The sequence below is a fragment of the Pasteurella canis genome (assembly GCF_020810675.1).
Classification (GTDB): Bacteria; Pseudomonadota; Gammaproteobacteria; order Enterobacterales; family Pasteurellaceae; genus Pasteurella; species Pasteurella canis.
In genome coordinates this window covers 23,272-44,235 of record NZ_CP085871.1, presented here as the reverse complement: position 1 = coordinate 44,235, position 20,964 = coordinate 23,272, and the positions used below count along the sequence as shown (strand labels likewise).

The 20,964-nt window shown below is 37.2% G+C and carries 17 protein-coding genes and 5 tRNA genes; 15 read left to right on the top strand and 7 right to left on the bottom strand.

From position 1 onward, the window contains the following. Positions 1-118 precede the first annotated feature (118 nt). Complete coding sequence (gene aspA / locus K7G93_RS00235; RefSeq protein ID WP_224046005.1) at positions 119-1,537, bottom strand: aspartate ammonia-lyase; 1,419 nt, start codon at positions 1,535-1,537, stop codon at positions 119-121. 333 nt (positions 1,538-1,870) lie between these two features. Here aspA and K7G93_RS00230 point away from each other — a divergent pair, with 333 nt between their 5' ends. The 8 genes from K7G93_RS00230 to modD all read left to right on the top strand — a co-directional run bounded on the left by K7G93_RS00230 (position 1,871) and on the right by modD (position 9,296). Then, positions 1,871-3,442 carry an AbgT family transporter gene (locus tag K7G93_RS00230; RefSeq protein ID WP_224046004.1) on the top strand — a complete coding sequence of 524 codons (1,572 nt, stop codon included), beginning with the start codon at positions 1,871-1,873 and terminating at the stop codon, positions 3,440-3,442. Between the two features lie 148 nt (positions 3,443-3,590). Continuing rightward, positions 3,591-4,055: an FxsA family protein gene (locus K7G93_RS00225; RefSeq protein ID WP_049214319.1), complete on the top strand. Its 465-nt coding sequence runs from the start codon at positions 3,591-3,593 to the stop codon at positions 4,053-4,055. Positions 4,056-4,145: 90 nt separating this feature from the next. Then, positions 4,146-4,436, top strand: a complete 291-nt coding sequence (locus K7G93_RS00220; RefSeq protein ID WP_049214320.1) for a co-chaperone GroES — start codon at positions 4,146-4,148, stop codon at positions 4,434-4,436. Between the two features lie 81 nt (positions 4,437-4,517). After that, positions 4,518-6,161: a chaperonin GroEL gene (groL, locus tag K7G93_RS00215; RefSeq protein WP_049214321.1), complete on the top strand. Its 1,644-nt coding sequence runs from the start codon at positions 4,518-4,520 to the stop codon at positions 6,159-6,161. 160 nt (positions 6,162-6,321) lie between these two features. Further along, a complete protein-coding gene (modA, locus tag K7G93_RS00210) occupies positions 6,322-7,059 on the top strand; it encodes a molybdate ABC transporter substrate-binding protein (protein ID WP_224046002.1) in 738 nt (245 codons plus the stop codon). After that, positions 7,034-7,831, top strand: a complete 798-nt coding sequence (locus K7G93_RS00205) for an ABC transporter permease (protein ID WP_224046001.1) — start codon at positions 7,034-7,036, stop codon at positions 7,829-7,831. The genes modA and K7G93_RS00205 overlap by 26 nt, the downstream gene beginning before the upstream one ends. 1 nt (position 7,832) lies before the next feature. Then, positions 7,833-8,432 carry an ABC transporter ATP-binding protein gene (locus K7G93_RS00200; RefSeq protein WP_115322300.1) on the top strand — a complete coding sequence of 200 codons (600 nt, stop codon included), beginning with the start codon at positions 7,833-7,835 and terminating at the stop codon, positions 8,430-8,432. An 18-nt stretch (positions 8,433-8,450) separates the two neighbouring features. After that, entirely contained in the window at positions 8,451-9,296 is an 846-nt protein-coding gene (gene modD / locus K7G93_RS00195; protein WP_224046000.1) for a ModD protein, read from the top strand. An 80-nt stretch (positions 9,297-9,376) separates the two neighbouring features. On the opposite strand, the gene K7G93_RS00190 is transcribed toward modD, so the two are convergent. The 5 genes from K7G93_RS00190 to gltX all read right to left on the bottom strand — a co-directional run bounded on the left by K7G93_RS00190 (position 9,377) and on the right by gltX (position 16,312). Continuing rightward, a complete protein-coding gene (locus K7G93_RS00190; protein ID WP_224045999.1) occupies positions 9,377-11,203 on the bottom strand; it encodes a DEAD/DEAH box helicase in 1,827 nt (608 codons plus the stop codon). 104 nt (positions 11,204-11,307) lie between these two features. Beyond that, the gene (gene nlpI, locus K7G93_RS00185) at positions 11,308-12,204 is read right to left on the bottom strand and encodes a lipoprotein NlpI (protein WP_373316101.1); all 897 of its coding nucleotides are present in this window, start codon (positions 12,202-12,204) and stop codon (positions 11,308-11,310) included. Positions 12,205-12,287: 83 nt separating this feature from the next. Beyond that, positions 12,288-14,429, bottom strand: coding sequence for a polyribonucleotide nucleotidyltransferase (gene pnp / locus K7G93_RS00180; protein ID WP_224045998.1), 2,142 nt, complete (start codon positions 14,427-14,429; stop codon positions 12,288-12,290). 276 nt (positions 14,430-14,705) lie between these two features. Further along, a tRNA-Ala gene (locus K7G93_RS00175) sits at positions 14,706-14,781 on the bottom strand. An 88-nt stretch (positions 14,782-14,869) separates the two neighbouring features. Beyond that, entirely contained in the window at positions 14,870-16,312 is a 1,443-nt protein-coding gene (gene gltX, locus K7G93_RS00170; RefSeq protein WP_223667894.1) for a glutamate--tRNA ligase, read from the bottom strand. A gap of 182 nt (positions 16,313-16,494) precedes the next feature. Here gltX and K7G93_RS00165 point away from each other — a divergent pair. The 5 genes from K7G93_RS00165 (at position 16,495) to K7G93_RS00145 (ending at position 17,864) form a co-directional block, all read left to right on the top strand. Then, positions 16,495-16,570, top strand: a tRNA-Val gene (locus K7G93_RS00165). Positions 16,571-16,617: 47 nt separating this feature from the next. Continuing rightward, a tRNA-Val gene (locus K7G93_RS00160) sits at positions 16,618-16,693 on the top strand. A 47-nt stretch (positions 16,694-16,740) separates the two neighbouring features. Continuing rightward, positions 16,741-16,816: transfer RNA gene (locus K7G93_RS00155), tRNA-Val, on the top strand. A gap of 47 nt (positions 16,817-16,863) precedes the next feature. Continuing rightward, positions 16,864-16,939: transfer RNA gene (locus K7G93_RS00150), tRNA-Val, on the top strand. A 136-nt stretch (positions 16,940-17,075) separates the two neighbouring features. After that, positions 17,076-17,864: a glycosyltransferase family 32 protein gene (locus K7G93_RS00145; RefSeq protein ID WP_226690209.1), complete on the top strand. Its 789-nt coding sequence runs from the start codon at positions 17,076-17,078 to the stop codon at positions 17,862-17,864. A gap of 60 nt (positions 17,865-17,924) precedes the next feature. Here the strand turns inward: K7G93_RS00145 and argE are convergent, their stop codons facing one another. After that, a complete protein-coding gene (argE, locus tag K7G93_RS00140; RefSeq protein WP_115322293.1) occupies positions 17,925-19,070 on the bottom strand; it encodes an acetylornithine deacetylase in 1,146 nt (381 codons plus the stop codon). Positions 19,071-19,180: 110 nt separating this feature from the next. On the opposite strand from argE, the gene argC reads away from it, so the two are divergent. Beyond that, positions 19,181-20,188 carry an N-acetyl-gamma-glutamyl-phosphate reductase gene (argC, locus tag K7G93_RS00135; RefSeq protein ID WP_228400389.1) on the top strand — a complete coding sequence of 336 codons (1,008 nt, stop codon included), beginning with the start codon at positions 19,181-19,183 and terminating at the stop codon, positions 20,186-20,188. After that, positions 20,189-20,962, top strand: a complete 774-nt coding sequence (gene argB, locus K7G93_RS00130; protein WP_174694518.1) for an acetylglutamate kinase — start codon at positions 20,189-20,191, stop codon at positions 20,960-20,962. Positions 20,963-20,964: the final 2 nt, after the last annotated feature.

Genomic DNA, 20,964 nt, shown 5'->3' with positions numbered 1-20,964 from the left:
TAACTGATGAAAAATGGCACATGATGTGCCATTTTTTATATAAATAAAATTAAATAAAAAAACCGCACTTTTAACTTCATCTCAAGTGCGGTTTCTTTTTATAACATTTTATAAGTCACTATTTATTCAATTTTGCTTTATAAGTTGGGTTCATCAAGTTTTCAACTGATAAAATATCATCAAGTTGTTCTTCTGTGAGTAACCCTTTTTCTAGTACGACTTCTTTCACTCCACGACCTGTTTTAGCACAGATTTTACCGACTAAATCGCCATTGTGGTGACCAATAAATGGATTTAAGTAGGTCACGATACCAATTGAATTAAACACATAGTTTTTACATACTTCTTTATTTACGGTGATACCATCAATACATTTATCACGTAAATTTACACAAGCATTCGTTAAAATCTCAATTGACTCAAACATTGCTTGCCCAATCACAGGCTCCATGACGTTCAATTGTAATTGACCTGCTTCTGCTGCAAAAGTGACAGTGGTGTCATTACCAATCACTTTAAAACACACTTGGTTCACGACTTCGGGTACTACTGGGTTCACTTTTGCTGGCATAATAGAAGAACCCGCTTGTAATTCTGGTAAATTAATTTCATTCAAGCCCGCTCTTGGTCCTGAAGATAATAAACGTAAGTCATTACATACTTTAGATAATTTCACTGCAGTACGTTTTAACGCACCATGTACCATTACATAAGCACCACAGTCTGATGTCGCTTCAATTAAGTTTTCAGCTAAAGAACAAGGCAATCCAGTTACTTCTGAAAGGTATTTTACTGCTAATGGCGCATAACCTTCTGGTGTATTCAAGCCTGTTCCAATTGCTGTCGCCCCTAAGTTAACTTCAAGCAATAATTCTGCTGTACGAGTTAAATTACGTACTTCTTCATCTAATAAGACAGAGAACGCTTTAAACTCCTGACCTACTGTCATAGGTACAGCATCTTGTAATTGCGTACGCCCCATTTTTAAGATGTTAGAAAATTCTTTTGCTTTATTTTCAAAACCTTGTTGTAAATAAAGCACTTTAGCAATTAATTTCATAATGCTGTTATAGACAGCAATACGGAATCCTGTTGGATAAGCATCGTTTGTTGATTGGCTTGCATTGACATGATCCATTGGATCAAGATATTGGTATTCTCCTTTTTTATGCCCTAAAATTTCTAATGCAAGATTTGCTACAACTTCGTTAGTATTCATATTTACAGATGTGCCCGCACCACCTTGATAGACATCTGATGGGAACTGATCTAAACATTTACCTGTTGTTAAAATTTCATCACAAGCGGCAACAATAGCTTTTGCAATTTTATCTGGAATCGCACCAAGTTCTCCATTGGCTAATGCAGTCGCTTTTTTGACCATAACCATACCACGAACAAATTCTGGCACATCTGAAATGACTGCATTGGATATATTAAAATTTTCTACCGCTCTTAAAGTATGAATCCCCCAATACGCATCCGCAGGGACATCACGTTCTCCGAGTAAATCTACTTCTTTTCTTGTTGCTACCATTTTTATTAATCCTCCATTTCGAGCATTGAACAAGTTGTCGCATATTATAGAAAAATGAATGTACTAAAAATTTGATCCCAATCACATTTTAAATATGTGGCTCCACGACATATTTTTATCTTTCAGATTACTTTTTCTAATCTAAAAAAGCACTTCTGAAAAATTTAAACATATCGATAGAATTAAAATAGCAGAAATAGAAACAAAATAGTTTGATCTTGTTAACACTTTATTAACTTTTTTGTTTGAATATTATACATAGCATGATAGATTTCTGCTGGGCAAAATTATTAGTATAGCCCTTGTATCATGGATAAAATAGAAGGACTAAATATGAATACAACACAACAACAAAAAAAAGGCAGTAAGTTTCTTCATACTGTTGAGTGGCTAGGTAATATGCTTCCGCACCCAGTCACACTTTTTATGATTTTCATTGTTTTACTGTTAATTTCTTCCGCATTAGGTGAATATCTCGGACTATCAGTACCTGATCCACGCCCTGAAGGGACAAAAGGTCGTGCCGCTGATGGTATGATTTATGTCGTCAGTCTACTTGATGCTGATGGCTTAAGCAAAATACTGACTAACCTAGTAAAAAACTTTACTAACTTTGCGCCATTAGGCACTGTATTAGTGGCATTACTCGGGGTGGGAATTGCTGAAAAAGCAGGCTTACTTTCTGCCGTTATGCGTTTATTAGTCACAAAATCACCTCGTAAATTAACCACGTTTACGATTGTATTTGCAGGTATTCTGTCTAATACCGCCTCAGAATTAGGCTATGTTGTATTAATTCCGTTAGCCGCAATCATCTTCCACTCACTTGGCCGTCACCCTCTTGCTGGTCTTGCCGCTGCATTTGCTGGGGTTTCTGGAGGATATTCTGCAAACTTATTATTAGGTACAATTGATCCATTACTAGCAGGAATCACGCAACAAGCCGCACAAATTATTGATCCAACGTATACTGTAGGTCCTGAAGCAAACTGGTTCTTTATGGCTGCCAGTACTTTTGTGATTGCATTCATTGGCTATTTTATTACTGAGAAAATTGTTGAACCACAGCTCGGTCCTTATAATGGTCATTTATCCCAAGATGAGATCGATTTACAGCATTCTAATGAAGTTACCCCATTAGAACGTAAAGGCTTAAAATATGCAGGTTTTGCATTCTTAGTTCTATGTGCCTTACTCGCTTGGAGTGTGGTACCTGAAAACGGTATTTTGCGTGATCCTAAAACAGGCTTAGTCACAGGTTCACCATTCTTAAAATCAATTGTCGCCTTTATCTTCATCCTTTTTGCAATACCAGGGACTGTATATGGTGTTGTTACTAAAAGTATTCGTAGTGAGAAAGATGTTGTAAATGCCATGGCAGAAGCAATGAGTACTTTAGGTTTATACCTTGTCATTATCTTCTTTGCATCTCAATTCGTTGCATTCTTTAACTGGACTAATATTGGTCAATATATTGCAGTAAAAGGGGCTAATTTCTTAAACGAAGTTGGGCTGCATGGTGGTGTTCTCTTTATGGGCTTTATCATCATCTGCGCATTCATTAACTTAATGATTGGTTCAGCTTCTGCACAATGGGCTGTCACTGCGCCAATCTTTGTACCAATGTTAATGCTAACAGGTTATTCGCCTGAAATTATCCAAGCCGCTTATCGTATTGGTGATTCAGTAACCAATATCATTACTCCAATGATGAGCTACTTTGGTTTAATTATGGCAACGGTGATTAAATATAAAAAAGACGCGGGCGTAGGTACATTAGTTTCAATGATGTTGCCTTATTCAGTTGCATTCTTAGTAGCATGGTCAGCTATGTTCTTTATTTGGGTCTTTGTACTTGGCTTACCAGTAGGCCCAAATTCGCCGATGTTCTATCCTGCACAATAAAGAATAAGTGTTATATCGAAAAGCTCACATAACTATGTGAGCTTTATTATTTGTTACTTTGTAACAAAGTACAGTTGAAATTTTAAAAATTTGCTACCATCTATAAAAGAATTAGACACTATACTGCCTCAATATAAGGAAACAATATATGCCACTTATTTTATTTCTCCTACTTGCCTTTCTATTTATTTACATAGAGCTTTCATTACTTGTTTGGATAGGTTCTACGATTGGCATTTTAGGATTAATTATCTTACTTATTTTATCTTCTGTTTTTGGATTATTAATGATTAGAGCGCGTGGCTGGTATACCTTACTTAATGTACAAAAACAACTTTCTCGAGGTGAAATTCCTACTCGTTCATTATTAAAATCAGGTATTTGGATTGTGGCAGGTATCTTATTTTTTATTCCTGGCTTTCTTACTGATCTACTTGGACTCGCATTATTAATGCCTATGACTAGCTTATGGATAGAAAGCCTTATTGCAAAAAAAATTCAATTTTTCCATACTCGTTTTTTCCGTAAAACACAGCAAGGTTTTCAGCAGGACAGTGAAATATTCGAAGCTGAATATGAAAAACAAGTTGATGAAGATAAAAGAATAAAATAATTTTATTTTTCCCCTTGAAAGCAACAAAATCTCCCACATATTAGGGAAACATTTTGAACAAAATAACTTTTTAATTTAAGGAGTAATTAAATGAATATTCGTCCATTACATGATCGCGTGATTATCAAACGTGAAGAAATTGAGACTAAATCTGCTGGTGGTATTGTTTTAACAGGATCTGCAGCAACTAAATCAACGCGAGCAAAAGTATTGGCTGTTGGTAAAGGCCGTATTTTAGAAAATGGTACAGTACAACCTTTAGATGTCAAAGTTGGTGATACTGTGATTTTCAATGATGGTTATGGCGTAAAATCAGAAAAAATTGATGGTGAAGAGGTATTAATTATTTCTGAAAACGATATTTTAGCGATTGTTGAATAAATCGAATTAACAATGATATCAATATAAATCAGTATATAACATCAATTAGATCTTATAATGAATCTCAGAGGAATATAAAAAATGGCAGCAAAAGACGTAAAATTTGGTAATGATGCACGTGTAAAAATGTTAGCAGGTGTGAATATCCTTGCAGATGCAGTAAAAGTGACATTAGGCCCTAAAGGTCGTAACGTTGTTTTAGATAAATCGTTCGGTGCCCCAACAATTACTAAAGATGGTGTGTCAGTCGCACGTGAGATCGAATTAGAAGATAAATTCGAAAATATGGGTGCACAAATGGTAAAAGAAGTTGCTTCTAAAGCCAATGATGCAGCAGGTGATGGTACTACAACAGCGACTGTATTAGCACAAGCTATTGTAAACGAGGGTTTAAAAGCGGTTGCAGCAGGTATGAATCCAATGGATTTAAAACGTGGTATCGATAAAGCTGTTGCTGCCGTAGTGACTGAATTAAAAGCCTTATCTAAACCTTGTGAAACTTCAAAAGAAATTGAACAAGTTGGTACGATTTCTGCAAACTCTGACAGTATCGTTGGACAAATCATTGCACAAGCAATGGATAAAGTAGGTAAAGAGGGCGTTATCACTGTTGAAGACGGTACTGGTTTAGAAGATGAATTAGCTGTTGTTGAAGGTATGCAATTCGATCGTGGTTACTTATCTCCATACTTCATTAACAAACCAGAAACTGCAACAGTTGAATTAGACAATCCATTTATCTTATTAGTAGATAAAAAAGTGTCTAACATCCGTGAATTATTACCAGTATTAGAAGGCGTGGCGAAAGCAGGCAAACCATTATTGATCATTGCAGAAGATGTTGAAGGCGAAGCACTTGCAACTTTAGTGGTGAACACAATGCGTGGTATCGTGAAAGTTGCAGCAGTGAAAGCTCCTGGTTTTGGTGACCGTCGTAAAGCAATGTTACAAGATATTGCTATCTTAACTGCTGGTACTGTGATTTCAGAAGAAATCGGTATGGAATTAGAAAAAGCAACGTTAGAAGATCTTGGTCAAGCAAAACGTGTGGTAATCAACAAAGACAATACTACTATTATTGATGGTATCGGTGATGAAACACAAATCCAAGGTCGTGTAGCACAAATTCGTCAACAAATCGAAGAATCTACTTCTGACTACGATAAAGAAAAATTACAAGAGCGTGTAGCTAAATTAGCTGGTGGTGTCGCTGTGATTAAAGTAGGTGCGGCAACTGAAGTAGAAATGAAAGAGAAAAAAGCACGCGTAGAAGATGCATTACATGCAACTCGTGCAGCCGTTGAAGAAGGCATCGTTGCTGGTGGTGGAGTTGCTTTAATCCGAGCTGCAAACAAAGTAGCTGGTTTAACAGGTGATAACGAAGAACAAAATGTTGGTATTAAGTTAGCATTACGTGCAATGGAAGCGCCATTACGTCAAATCGTAACCAACGCAGGTGAAGAAGCATCAGTAGTCGCAAGTGCGGTGAAAAATGGTGAAGGTAACTTCGGTTATAACGCAGGGACTGAACAATATGGCGATATGATCGAGATGGGTATCTTAGATCCAACTAAAGTAACTCGTAGTGCATTACAATTCGCCGCATCTGTAGCGGGTTTAATGATCACTACAGAATGTATGGTGACAGACTTACCAAAAGATGATAAAGCTGATTTAGGTGCTGCTGGAATGGGCGGCATGGGTGGAATGGGCGGCATGATGTAATTGTCTCCTTCCATATAATTTCAAAAAGGATTGAGTAAAAACTCAATCCTTTTTATTTTCAATAAATTACATTATTGCTTTTTATCTTTTAAAAATCGATATATTATAAATTATATAATGATGTGATATAGTAAGCTTATTTTTAACTAAGGAGAGCATAATGAAAAAACTTATCACATTAATTCTATCCATCACAGCTACTCTATCAGTGAAAGCCGTTGATTTACATCTTTATGCTGGTGCAGGTCTCAAAGATCCCGTCGAAAAAATTGTAAAACAATTCGAGCAACAAACGGGGCATAAAGTTACTATTGAGTATGGTGGTTCTGGTCAATTATTGGCACGTTATAATACTGTTAAAACAGGTGATCTTTATTTACCAGGTTCAAGTGATTATGTTGAAAAATTAGAGAAAACAGGAGATGTCAAAGCATCTGCTCCACTCGTGTTACACATTCCCGTTATGGCAATTCGTAAAGATAAAAGCGCAGGTATTGATTCTTTTAAAGCACTAGCACAAAGTCAATTACGTTTAGGCATTGGAGACAGTAAAGCAATGGCTCTAGGTAAAGGTGCGGAAAAAATCATTGAACTATCCGGCTACCAAAAAGAATTAAATGACAAAGTCGTTGTAAAAGCAGCGACAGTCAAACAGTTGATGCTTTACTTATTAAATGGTGATGTTGATGCAGCTGTTGTTGGGCGCTCTGGTGCTTGGAAAGTACGTGATAAAGTAGATATATTGCCAAATCCAGCTGGCGTACCTGAAGAAAAAGTCACAATAGCGCTACTTTCTTCTAGTCAATATCCGGCTGAAGCAAAACAGCTTCTCAACTTCTTCAACTCTGAACAAGGTGTGAAATATTTTACTGATGAAGGCTTCCTACCTATTAAGTAAGAGCACAAGTTTAAAGTTAGATTTAGTGCCTCTCACTCTCTTATTATTCATAGTCGCAGGCACTATAGCCTCTTTAATTGGTCAACTTGATACTCATTTTTTCGGGATCATCTTAACAAATCCCGAGTTATATTTTGCATTGATGATGTCACTAGGCACATCACTGATATCACTTATATTCGCTCTAATGATAGCAATTCCTTCTGCTTGGATCATGAGTCAAATACAACTACCTTTTCAAAAATTTATTGATACAATACTCGATTTACCAATGGTCTTACCGCCACTAGTAACAGGACTCAGCTTACTCCTCTTATTTAATTCACAAGGTATTGTAAGTCAGCTTATACCTATCATCAGCCAATGGATTTTTAGTCCAATTGGGATTGTGATCGCACAAACTTATATCGCAAGCTCTATTATGTTACGTCATGCACGTGGTACATTTTCCGCATTAGATTCAGGTTATCGTCTTGCAGCATATAATCTTGGCTTATCCCCATTAAGAACTTTAATCAACATTGAACTGCCTATGTGTTGGAGACCCATACTTTGTGGTGCGATCCTCGCTTGGTCACGAGCTATTGGTGAATTTGGTGCAACTTTGATGCTAGCTGGCGCTACTCGCTTTAAAACAGAAACATTACCAATGGCTGTTTACCTTAATATTGCCAGTGGAGCTTTTGAAATTGCAGTTGGCGCCTCGTTATGGCTATTGTTTATTTCAGCTTGTTTACTATTTTTACTACGTACAATTAATCGAAATATTTAGTATGCTAAGAATTACACAACTATATGCAGGTATTCTTCAAGATATTCATTTGTACTTAAATAAAGGTGAATGTATCGCTATCATTGGACAATCTGGCAGTGGTAAAACAACATTACTCAATACAATTGCGGGTTATATTGATTATCAGGGTGAAATCGAATTAGCTCAAAAAAATCTCAAGCAAATTCCACCTTGGCTTCGTAACTGTCACTATCTCAATCAAAGATTATATTTATTTCCACATAAAACGATCGCGGGTAACTTAACTTTAGCAAAACCAACCGCACTTCGTTCTGACCAATTACAGCTACTTGCTAAATTAAACATTGATCACTTGATTGATCGCTATCCACACCAGCTTTCTGGTGGTGAACAACAGCGTGCGGCATTAGCTCGAGCATTAATCAATCCACCTGATGTATTACTACTTGATGAACCATTTTCATCACTTGACTGGGAAACCAGACAACATATTTGGATAATACTTAAAAAATTGATTCAGACAGAGAAAATTACAACGCTATTAGTCACACATGAACCCAAAGAAGCCGATTACTTTGCCGACCAACAGATTCAATTATATCAAGGTAAATTGGTTTAACTCAAAAAGGACTCTACTATGATTTATTTTTCAGACAAAGAACTTGATGACTTCTTACTCGAAGATATTTATCGTGGCGATCTCACTACACATGCTCTAGGCATTGAGCATGTAGCTGCAAGAATGTTATTTAAACGTAAAACAGCAGGTATTGTTGCAGGCATTCACATTGCAGAGAAATTATTGAAAAAGCTAGGTATCAAACCGTATATTTATGTGAATGAAGGTGACATAGTCGAAGCTGGGGACTTACTGATTAGCGCAGAAGCACGTGCAGACCAACTGCATCAAGCATGGAAAGTCGTACAACTCATCTTAGAATGGTCTTGTGGGGTCGCACAATATACATCAGAGATGATCGCAACAGCCAAAGCAATTAACCCAAACGCTGTTGTAGCTTGCACACGTAAAAGTATTCCTAATACAAGAAAGCTTGCAACTAATGCCATACTTGCTGCGGGTGGTCATATCCATAGGCAGGGGATTAGCGAAACATTACTTGTCTTCACAAACCATCGTCACTTGCTGGATAATCCCGAAGATTGGCAACATATTGTCGTGACACTCAAACACGAAGCACCAGAGAATAAAGTCACATTAGAAGCTGATAATTTAGCACAATTTGAAGCTATGCTCATTGCTGAACCTGATATTATTCAATTAGATAAATTTTCACCAGAAGAAGTAAAGCAAGCTTTAGCTCTCTTAGCATCATCACAAAAAAAGATAACGCTCTCAGTCGCAGGCGGTGTCAATAAACATAATATTGCTGACTATGCGAAATTAGGGATCTCCTTATTTATTACATCAGCACCTTATTACGCGCCACCAGAAGATATTAAAGTGATCATTGAAAAGCAGTAATCTAATACTCTTTCCATCAATCCTTACAAAAAATTTGAGCGCAGTGTAATACTGCGCTCAAACTAGTTTTCATCTATATTTTATTTATTTCGATCGCGACGCTCTTTACGAGGACGCTCACTAAAAGTGCGGTGACTTTTTTCTTTAAATTTACGGTCCTCACGGGCGAAACGAGGCTCATCACTACGATCCTTACGCTTACCACTACGGCGCTCGCCACCAAAATCATCACGCTTACTGCTATTACCCGCATTCACAAATGACATTTGCATTTGTTTATTCATCACACGTGTTTTTTCAAATACTTTTAATAACTCTTTTGGCATACCCTGCGGTAATTCAATCGTCGAATAATCATCATAAAGTTTAATATGTCCAATATAACGACTATTAATGTCACCTTCATTTGCAATAGCACCTACAATATGGCGAACTTCAACACCATCAAGACGTCCAACTTCAATACGGTATAAATCCATTGGCTGTGGATTACCATAACCACGGCGTTCTGCTGAACGTGGGTTTTCACGCCCACTTCGGTCACGACGCTCTCCTCGTTCACCACGAGAAGTTTTACGATCAATAATCGGATCAGGTGGAAGAATCAATTTTTGTTTACCTTGTAATAGCATTAACATTGCAGCTGCAATGTCCTCTTGATCTTGATCTGCAGTAAACATATCTTCTAGCAAACTACGATAAAGCTCTAAATCGTGATGCTCAAGCTGTACAGTAATTTTCGCTTTGAATTTTTCACGGCGGCAAGCTTGTAATACTTCGTGATTCGGTACTTCCACTTCGGTAATCGGCTTTTTCGTTAAATGCTCAATATTACGCAATAAACGACGTTCTCTCGGCTCAACAAATAATAATGCCCGACCAGTACGACCAGCACGTCCTGTACGACCAATACGGTGGACATAAGACTCTGCATCTAATGGGATATCATAGTTGATAACAAGACTAATACGTTCCACATCTAAACCACGAGCTGCGACATCAGTTGCAACAAGAATATCTAAGCTACCATTTCTCAAACGATCTAATGTTTGCTCGCGTAATTGCTGTGTCATATCCCCATTCAGTGCCGCTGCACGGAATCCATGTTTCTCTAATAATTCAGTGACATCAAGAGTACCTGTTTTTGTGCGTGTAAAAATAATAGCCGCATCAAAATTTTCTACTTCTAAGAAACGTAATAATGCATCATTTTTACGGAACCCATGTACATACCAACAACTTTGTGTAATATCAGGGTTAGTGGTTTGTGTCGATTTAATTTTGATTTCTTTAGGATCATGCATAAAACGTTTAGTAATACGGCGAATTGGTTCAGGCATTGTCGCTGAGAACAACGCTGTTTGATGCTCTTCAGGCAATTCTGCCATGACAGTTTCCACATCATCAATAAATCCCATACGTAACATTTCATCCGCTTCATCTAATACCATAAAGCGTAAATTAGATAAATCCAATGTCCCGCGACGAATATGATCTAAAATACGACCAGGTGTTCCAACTACTACTTGAGCACCTTGACGTAACGCTCGTAATTGAATGTCATAACGTTGACCACCATAAAGCGTGACTATATTGACATTTTTTGCATATTTACAAAATTGTTCACAGGCATCAGCTACTTGAATTGCTAATTCGCGTGTTGGTGCCATAACCAACATTTGTGGATACTTTTTATCTAAATTTAATTGTGCCAATAAAGGCAAAGAGAAAGCAGCCGTTTTCCCGCTACCTGTTTGAGCCATACCTAAGACATCGTTACCTTCTAAAAGATATGGAATACAGGTTTGTTGGATAGGAGATGGGATTTCAAAACCTAGATCAGATACAGCGTTAATAAGAAATTCAGGCAAGCCTAAATCTTTGAAAGTCATTTTCGTTTCAGTCATTAAAATACTCGAATATAAAAAGAATGTTCACTAGACAGTGAACGAATATAATAAAATGTTGTTCGCTTTCACGTTTTACAACAGCCCATGGCATAAAAATGCCATTATTGGTTTGAATTTTGCTTCAATTTCAAAAGTTCAAACATCGCAAAACGATACTCAACGAAGTTATATACTTGGTTTGCAAGAGCCAATCTAAATAGCATTTCTGCTTCATTAAATTGACCTGAATTGAGTTTTAGTTTTGCTAAATAAAAGTAAGTTTCAGTTAAAATTTCAGCATACTTTGCATTATTAGTTTCTGCAAATTGTCGTGCCTGAGTAAATAATTCTTTAACTGATAAATTTCCCAAATAATATTGGACTAAATACGTTCCCCAATATTCATCAGAAAGTAAATTTGCGCGTTGAGCAAGATTTTGTTTTGCTTCCTGAGGATTGAGTTGTAATTCATTTAAATAGAGCCATAAAGTGCGGTAAGGATCTGACTTATCTGATTGATAAAATTGAAGAAAATCCCGCTGTGCTAATTCATAACGTGCAACGTAATAAAAATTTAGCCCTCTATTGAGAAACGCATATTCATAATTAGGATCGAGTTCAAACAAGAGATTGAACACATCAAGAGATGTACTATATTCCTGCTCTAACAGCAAATATAATCCTAAATAATTAAACGCTGCGACTAATTTTGGATACAACGTTAGTGCTTGATCAAAATCATAACGAGCTAATCCCCACAACCCTAAACTATCGTATAATACGCCCCGTTCAAAATGCAGAATAGCTCGTTCTTCTTTCTTCAAACTTTTAACAAGTAACAATTGACTAATCTTGGCAACCATAATTTCATGCTCAAGATGGTTGTTGGGATTCTGTTCCGCTAGTAACAATTTATCTTCTACAATAAACACTTGCTCATGGTTAGCGCAAGCGCTGAAAAATAACACCCAACAAGGTAAAAAAAGTATGAAATTTAACAACTTATTAAGTTGCATCATCTCGATTAGCCTTAATGCATAAATTGCACTTGTTCAAATAAAATTACAGCTCCCAGAATAAGAGCTGTAATACTACGATTTAATTATGCTTGCTCTTCTGCTGCAATTTCTTCTACAGCAGCATCTGCTTGCGTTTGCTTAGGTGCAATATCTTTCATAGTTAAACGAATACGACCTTGACGATCGATTTCAACTACTTTAACTGTGACTTCTTGACCTAGTGTTAAATAATCACTGACTTTTTCAACACGTTCTTCTGCAATTTGAGAAATGTGAACAAGTCCTTCTTTATTACCAACGATAGAAACAAAGGCCCCAAAGTCAGCCAAACGAGTCACTTTTCCTTTATAAACTAGACCCGCTTCCACCTCTGCTGTAATGTCTTCAATTCGAGCCATTACATCTTTCACTGCATTACTATCAACCGCAGCAATTTTTACTGTACCATCATCATCAATATCAATTGAAGTACCTGTTTCTTCGGTTAATGCACGAATGGTTGCACCACCTTTACCAATCACATCTTTGATTTTCTTAGGATCAATCTTCATTGTGTAAATACGCGGAGCAAAATCAGAAATATCTGCACGAGGTGCTGCAATCGCTTGTTCCATCACACCTAAAATATGTAATCTTGCACTTTTCGCTTGGTTCAAGGCAATCTGCATAATTTCAGCCGTAATACCTTCAATTTTAATATCCATTTGAAGAGCAGTCACACCTTGACGTGTTCCCGCAACTTTAAAGTCCATATCACCTAAGTGGTCTTCATCACCTAAGATATCTGAAAGTACAACGAATTTTTCATCTTCTTTTACTAGGCCCATTGCGATACCTGCAACAGCAGCTTTAATCGGTACACCTGCATCCATTAATGCTAATGATGCACCACAAACAGATGCCATTGAAGAGGATCCATTTGATTCTGTAATTTCCGAAACAACACGAACAACATATGGGAATTCAGCAATTGTTGGCATGACTGCAGCAACACCGCGTTTTGCTAAACGTCCATGACCAATTTCACGGCGTTTTGGTGAACCGATCATACCTGTTTCACCCACAGAATATGGAGGGAAGTTGTAGTGGAATAAGAAATGATCTGAACGTTCACCTGTCAACTCATCAATAATCTGAGCGTCACGTTCTGTACCTAAAGTTGCTACAGCTAATGCTTGCGTTTCACCACGCGTGAAAATTGCAGAACCATGGGTACGTGGTAATACACCTGTACAAATATCTAATGCACGAACAGTATCTACTGTACGACCATCGATACGTGGCTCACCATTTAAAATACGGCTACGTACGATTTGACTTTCAAGTGCGGTGAAAATATCAATAATCTTACCTTCACTGATTTCTTCACTTTCTGATTCTGCTGCAATTTGTGAAAGTACATCAGATTTAATAGCATCAATTTGCTCATAGCGAGATTGTTTTTCAGTAATACGGTATGCTTCACCTAAACGTGTTTCAGCAATTGATTTTACTTTCTCAATTAATGTTGTATTTGGCTCAGGCGCAACCCAATTCCAACGAGGTTTACCTGCTTCTGCAGCAAATTCTTTGATTGCTTCGATCACAACTTGTTGTTGCTGATGTCCAAAAACAACAGCGGCCAACATTTGCTCTTCAGTTAAAATATCAGCTTCAGATTCAACCATTAACACAGCCTTATCTGTACCTGCTACGACTAAGTCCAAACGGCTTTGTTTTTGCTCATTCATGGTTGGATTGAGTACAAATTGATTATCAATAAAACCAACACGAGCTGCGCCGATTGGACCATTAAATGGCACACCCGATAATGAAAGTGCTGCTGATGCACCGATCATTGCGACTAAGTCTGGGCAAATTTGTGGGTTAACAGAAACGACTGTCGCAACAATTTGAATTTCGTTATAGAACCCCTCTGGGAAAAGTGGACGAATTGGACGGTCAATTAAACGTGCAATTAAAGTTTCGCCTTCTGATGGGCGACCTTCACGTTTAAAAAAGCCACCAGGAATACGCCCAGCAGCGTAAGTACGCTCTTGATAATTAACTGTTAATGGAAAGAAATCTTGACCTTCTTTGACATCTTTTTTAGCAACTACTGTTACAAAAACGGTGGTGTCGTCCATACTAGCCATGACTGCTGCGGTTGCTTGACGAGCAATTGCACCAGTTTCTAAAGTGACAGTATGCTGACCATATTTAAATTGTTTTACAATTGGATTCACAATGTTTTTCCTTTTTAAATGAATCAAGCTAATAAACAACAAAATTTAATAGCTTAAGAATAAAAACGTTGTTTTATTTTCCAAATTGCGACTAGCAAAAATAATCTTTTTAATCAGTCATTTTTCATTAAAAAACAAAAAATTACTTTTGATAGCCGCACGCTAATACAGAAAATAAAACTTGGTTATTATACAGGCTTTTCTAGGTGAATGGTAATTTATTTTCAGAAATAACAACGAATAAGCTTTACATCATAAATTAAGGCTTAAGGAAGATGGTGGAGTTAATCGGGATCGAACCGACGACCTCTTGAATGCCATTCAAGCGCTCTCCCAACTGAGCTATAACCCCACATTAGAAATGTCGTGGCGGTAATAATAAATTCCGCCACGTTAGCTGTCAATATCAAATTACTGATATTTAATCACAAGTTTAAATATTAATCAGCTTGATTTTTTATGAAATCAATCGCTTTTTGGATACGAGCGAGTGTACGCTCTTTGCCAATCCCAACTAATGTTACATCCATTGAAGGTGATTGACCTGAACCTGTTACTGCTACACGTAACGGCATCCCTACTTTCCCCATACCTAAACCTAACTCCGCCGCAGTCTGTTCGATTGCTTCATGCGTACTTTGTAAATCCCAATGAGAAAGAGCGGTCAATTTTTCTTTGATTTTTTCTAATGGTTCAATCGCAGTCGCTTTAAAATGTTTTTTCACTGCAGTCTCATCAAAATTGGTAAACTCTTCAAAGAAATAGCGGCTAGAGGCTGCCATTTCTTTTAATGTTTTACAACGCTCTGCTAACATTTTCACAATATCTTCTAATGCAGGACCATTTGAAGTATCAATCCCTTGATCTTGATAATGCCATGCGAGGTGTTTTGCTACATATTCAGCAGGTAATTCACGGATATAATGATGATTTAACCAAAGTAATTTTTCTGTATTAAATGCACTTGCTGACTTACTAACACTTTCAAGTTCAAATAACTGAATCATTTCCTCTACAGAGAAAATTTCTTGATCTCCATGTCCCCAGCCCAAACGAACCAAGTAGTTCAATAAGGCTTCAGGTAAATAACCATCATCACGGTATTGCATCACACTTACTGCACCATGACGTTTCGATAATTTTTGTCCATCATCTCCTAAAATCATTGAAACATGTGCATAAGTTGGAATTGGTGCACCTAATGCTTTTAAAATATTAATTTGGCGTGGTGTATTATTGATATGATCTTCTCCACGCACAACATGAGTAATCCCCATATCCCAGTCATCAACAACCACACAGAAGTTATACGTTGGAGAACCGTCAGTACGACGAATAATTAAATCATCTAATTCATTGTTGCTAATTTCAATACGACCACGTACTGCATCTTCAAATATTACTGACCCTTCAGTAGGATTTTTAAAACGTACTACATGAGGCTGGTGTGGCGTATTGCCCTGATTATGTAAACAATGGCGATCATAACGTGGTTTTTGTTTATTTTTTTCTTGCGTATGACGTAAATCTTCTAAACGCTCTTTTGAACAATAACAACGGTATGCTAATCCTTGTTCAATCATTTGATCAATGACTTGATTATAACGATCAAAGCGTTTAGTTTGAAAATAGGGTCCATGTTCCCAAGCTAAATTTAGCCATTCCATTCCCTCTAAAATTGCTGCGGTGGCTTCTGGTGTGGACCTTTCTAAATCAGTATCTTCAATACGCAAAACAAATTCACCATTGTTATGTTTCGCATATAGCCACGAATAAAGTGCGGTTCTCGCGCCACCAACATGTAAATACCCTGTTGGGCTTGGTGCAAAACGTGTACGCACTTTTACATTAGGATCTAAATTAAATAATGCCTCTAATTTCATTGTATAACCTTTTATATCATTTATTTTTTCACAAAAAATTTGGATTATATTGTACTATGAGTTCAAACAATTCCGAATAAAAATTATGGTCTTATGTTTACTTTTAAAACAATTAAGCATTTTTTTGCAAAAATTTGTTGACTGAATAGAACTAACAATTATAATGCCACCTCACAACATTTGGGCGATTAGCTCAGTTGGGAGAGCACCTCCCTTACAAGGAGGGGGTCACTGGTTCGAGACCGGTATCGCCCACCACTTTTCAACTTACCTTTGATAGTGAGTCCAATGTTGTCATATAACGAGGGCGATTAGCTCAGTTGGGAGAGCACCTCCCTTACAAGGAGGGGGTCACTGGTTCGAGACCGGTATCGCCCACCACTTTTAAGTGTTCTACATCGTTATATCAAAAAAGTTAAGTCTCAAGTGGGCGATTAGCTCAGTTGGGAGAGCACCTCCCTTACAAGGAGGGGGTCACTGGTTCGAGACCGGTATCGCCCACCACTTTTAAGTGTTCTACATCGTTATATCAAAAAAGTTAAGTCTCAAGTGGGCGATTAGCTCAGTTGGGAGAGCACCTCCCTTACAAGGAGGGGGTCACTGGTTCGAGACCGGTATCGCCCACCACTTAAGACTTAATAGTGTATATCTTTCTATATAATTGCCCCTCAAAAAAATCTTTTATATCTAATAGGCATTTTGTTCTTTTCTCTATAAAATGATAAAGTACATATAATTACTTTATTCAATATGGCTGTTTCTAATGTATAAACCCGTTAAATATAAACATCTTATTTTAGTTGCAAATGGTTTAACTCGCTTACTCGGCAATATCGTTAAAACATTAAGTTATCCATTTCATTTCATCTTTCCACAAAAGCGCTTTACGATTCCTAAATTCGATCCTGCGCGCCGTCAATCGCCTAAAAAAACCAAAATTAATCGTGTTATTTGGCAAACAAATTACAGCAATAAAGTCACTTTACCTATTTACTGTAATTATCTTTTCAATCGGCTACTTTCTTGGAGCTATGAATATCGCTATGTGAGCACAGAAGAACGTGAAGACTATATTAAAGCTAATGCAGATGAGCGAACATTCAATGCTTATAGCAAATTAACTGATGGTGCGGCCCAAGCTGATTTCTGGAGAATTTTCACTCTTTATAATGAAGGCGGTGTTTATATGGATATTGATGGTCATCTTGTATGGTGTTTAGACAGTATTATTGATGAAGAAGATGACGAAGTTGTCATTGCACGTCGTGGTCAATATACAAATTTCTTTTTAGCCAGTAAAAAAGGCAATGCCTTTTTAAAAGACACACTGGATATCATTATTGATAATATTGAGCAAGCCCGTGTAGATGGTGGGGTATTTAGCTTAACAGGACCAAAAACGTTAATCAAAGCGTTAGAAAGTAAAGAAGTAAATTCCCGTTTAGATAAACTCACTTGTTCACAAGGCACTTTTACTAATGAGTATTTCCAATATATCGACAAGAAACGAGGCAAATGGATTCATGCCAAAAATGAAGATCTGTTAAAATAAGGTATGATTTAAAGTGCGGTCAGTTTTGCAAACATTTTGTCAAACTGACCGCACTTTATGTTAAACACAAAAATGCCAAATGATTTTACTCAGTAACTCGCGAGTTGGATGAATAAATTCAGTCGATAAAAACTCATCAGGCTGATGTGCTTGCTCAATAGAACCAGGTCCCAAAACAAGTGTTGGACAAAGTTGCTGAATAAAAGGCGCTTCTGTACAATAATTTACTACATCACACTTTTCTCCAAGTAATTTCTCTACAACTTGTACGACCTGAGCTGAATGTTCACATTCATAACCTGGTATTGGCTCATGTAAATTGTGTAAGGAAATACGATCCCCCCATTTTTCAAACATTGGGGCTAATTTTTCTTGTAACATCTCATTTAAATCTTGCAGGCATAAATTAGGTAAAGGGCGAATATCAAAATGTAATTCGCAGCAAGCACAGATCCTATTCACTGCATCGCCCCCCGAAACTGCGCCAAAATTCATCGTTGGATAAGGAATTTCGAAAGCTGCATGACGATATTTTTCTCGTAATTCATCACGCATTTGCATTAAATAACCTGTCGCCTCATACATTAATTCAATGGCATTAATACCTTTATTAGGATCACTGGAATGACCGCTTTTCCCTATAATACGTAATACCTCACCGATGTGTCCTTTATGCGCCCGAACTGGTTTTAATGAAGTAGGTTCGCCAATAATCGCACAGTCAGGGCGAATATGGGTATGTTGAATAAATGTTCTTGCACCTAACATCGTGGTTTCTTCATCCGCCGTCGCCAAAATACGAAGTGGTTTTGTTAATTTACTCAAGTCAATTTGACTTATCGCATCAACAACAAATGCAAAAAAACCCTTCATATCTGCGGAGCCCAAACCATAAAATTTGCCAGCCTGCTCTGTCAATTTAAATGGATCAAATGTCCAACGTCCGTCATCGAAAGGGACAGTATCAGTATGACCGGCGAGTAATAATCCACCTTTCCCCTCACCATATGTGGCTAATAAATTAAATTTATCTCGACTCCCTTCTACAGCAATGATCTCTGTCTTAAATCCTAAAGTATCTAACCAACTTGCTAATAATGCGATTAAAGTGTGATTTGATTGATCAAAAGTAGGATCGACACTACTGATTGAAGGGGATGCAATCAACTGCTCATACATCTGTAAGAAAGAAGGAATTTTTTTCATGAAATTCACCTATACAAAGAAATAAAGATTGCCTTTTAAATATTTATGCAGAATAATGACATAATTAATCAAAATAATACCATTAATCCTCGCTTTCTGGAATAATACTTATGCAAAAAGCAATTATCATTGGTGCCAGTGGCTATACTGGCGCTGAGCTCGCACGTATTTTAACGTTGCATCCTCGATTTGAATTAGATGGATTATATGTTTCTAATCAAAGTCAAGATGCACATAAAGCTATTTCTGATATTTATCCTCAACTTAAACATATTGTAGATTTGCCTTTGCAACCTTTACCTGAGGATTTAATCTCACTTGCTCAACAAGTCGATTTAGTCTTTTTAGCAACCGCACATGAGGTCAGCCATACACTTGCGCCCATTTTCTTAGAAAATAGCTGTAATGTATTCGACCTATCAGGCGCTTTTCGCATTAATGATGCTCAATTTTATCCTGAATTTTATGGGTTTGAACATCAGTATCCAGATCTCTTACAACAAGCAGCCTATGGATTAGCTGAATGGAATCATGAGCAAATAAAGAAAACTCATTTAGTTGCTGTCGCAGGCTGTTATCCCACGGTCTCACAGTTAAGCTTAAAACCATTAATTGAACAACAATTACTTAATTTAAGCCAATTGCCTATTATCAATGCAGTGAGTGGCGTCAGTGGTGCTGGGCGTAAAGCGTCACTTACTAATAGCTATTGTGAAGTCAGTTTAAATGCTTATGGCGTATTTAATCATCGCCACCAACCCGAAATTGCAACACATTTAGGCACAGAAGTCATTTTTACTCCACACTTAGGTAATTTTAAAAGAGGCATCTTAGCAACTATAACAGCTAAACTAAATTCAGGTATCACAAATGAACAAATTATGATGGCTTATCAGCAAGCTTACGCCAACAAACCCTTAGTACGTGTCTATCAACAAGGTTTACCAAGTATTAAAGCCGTTGAGTTTACGCCTTATTGTGATATCGGTTTTGCGACTAAAGACGGCTATATTATTATCATTGGTGCAGAAGATAATTTACTTAAGGGGGCTGCAGCACAAGCAGTACAATGCGCAAATATTCGCTACAATTTTCCCGAAACATTAGGATTAATTTAGATGAAACCTTTGGTCATTAAACTAGGTGGAGTATTACTTGATACTCCTATCGCTATGCAAAATTTATTTACTGCTCTTGCGAATTATCAACAGCATTTTGATCGCCCTTTAGTCATTGTACATGGCGGTGGTTGTCTTGTTGATGAATTGATGCAACGTTTGAATTTGCCAGTAAAAAAGAAAAATGGATTACGTATCACCCCAAGCGATCAAATTGATATTATCACAGGTGCATTAGCAGGAGTCGCCAATAAAACTTTAGTTGCACAAGCAGCAAAATTTCAACTCAATCCTGTTGGTTTGTGCCTTGCTGATGGTAATTTAACGAGTGCAATTCAACTCTCTCCTGAACTTGGGCATGTGGCTACAGTCACTCCTAAAAATCCAACTTTACTAAATAATTTGCTTGGCGAAGCGTTCTTGCCTATTATTAGCTCAATTGCAGTGGATTCAGATGGTTTACTCATGAATGTAAATGCCGATCAAGCAGCAACAGCCATCGCAGCCTTAATTCATGCTGACTTAGTCATGTTGTCTGATGTTGATGGGGTTTTAGATGCACAAAAACAACGTATACCAGAATTAAACTCTGCACAAATTAACCAATTGATTAAAGACAATGTCATCACGGACGGTATGATTGTCAAAGTGAAAGCTGCGCTTGAAGCTGCCACAATACTGAACAATGGTGTAGACATTGCAAACTGGAAATATCCAGAAAAACTGACCGCACTTTTTAGCGGAGAAATTATTGGTACAAGAATTAAACCATAAAG

Bases quoted from the DNA above. Each gene is read 5' to 3' on its own strand.
- groL (WP_049214321.1), top strand. From the start codon at position 4,518: ATGGCAGCAAAAGACGTAAAATTTGGTAATGATGCACGTGTAAAAATG.
- K7G93_RS00205 (WP_224046001.1), top strand. From the start codon at position 7,034: ATGAAGGCTTCCTACCTATTAAGTAAGAGCACAAGTTTAAAGTTAGAT.
- modD (WP_224046000.1), top strand. From the start codon at position 8,451: ATGATTTATTTTTCAGACAAAGAACTTGATGACTTCTTACTCGAAGAT.
- argB (WP_174694518.1), top strand. From the start codon at position 20,189: ATGAAACCTTTGGTCATTAAACTAGGTGGAGTATTACTTGATACTCCT.
- K7G93_RS00220 (WP_049214320.1), top strand. From the start codon at position 4,146: ATGAATATTCGTCCATTACATGATCGCGTGATTATCAAACGTGAAGAA.
- argE (WP_115322293.1), bottom strand. From the start codon at position 19,070: ATGAAAAAAATTCCTTCTTTCTTACAGATGTATGAGCAGTTGATTGCA.
- K7G93_RS00230 (WP_224046004.1), top strand. From the start codon at position 1,871: ATGAATACAACACAACAACAAAAAAAAGGCAGTAAGTTTCTTCATACT.
- argC (WP_228400389.1), top strand. From the start codon at position 19,181: ATGCAAAAAGCAATTATCATTGGTGCCAGTGGCTATACTGGCGCTGAG.
- K7G93_RS00145 (WP_226690209.1), top strand. From the start codon at position 17,076: ATGTATAAACCCGTTAAATATAAACATCTTATTTTAGTTGCAAATGGT.
- nlpI (WP_373316101.1), bottom strand. From the start codon at position 12,204: ATGATGCAACTTAATAAGTTGTTAAATTTCATACTTTTTTTACCTTGT.
- aspA (WP_224046005.1), bottom strand. From the start codon at position 1,537: ATGGTAGCAACAAGAAAAGAAGTAGATTTACTCGGAGAACGTGATGTC.
- K7G93_RS00225 (WP_049214319.1), top strand. From the start codon at position 3,591: ATGCCACTTATTTTATTTCTCCTACTTGCCTTTCTATTTATTTACATA.
- K7G93_RS00190 (WP_224045999.1), bottom strand. From the start codon at position 11,203: ATGACTGAAACGAAAATGACTTTCAAAGATTTAGGCTTGCCTGAATTT.
- modA (WP_224046002.1), top strand. From the start codon at position 6,322: ATGAAAAAACTTATCACATTAATTCTATCCATCACAGCTACTCTATCA.
- gltX (WP_223667894.1), bottom strand. From the start codon at position 16,312: ATGAAATTAGAGGCATTATTTAATTTAGATCCTAATGTAAAAGTGCGT.
- K7G93_RS00200 (WP_115322300.1), top strand. From the start codon at position 7,833: ATGCTAAGAATTACACAACTATATGCAGGTATTCTTCAAGATATTCAT.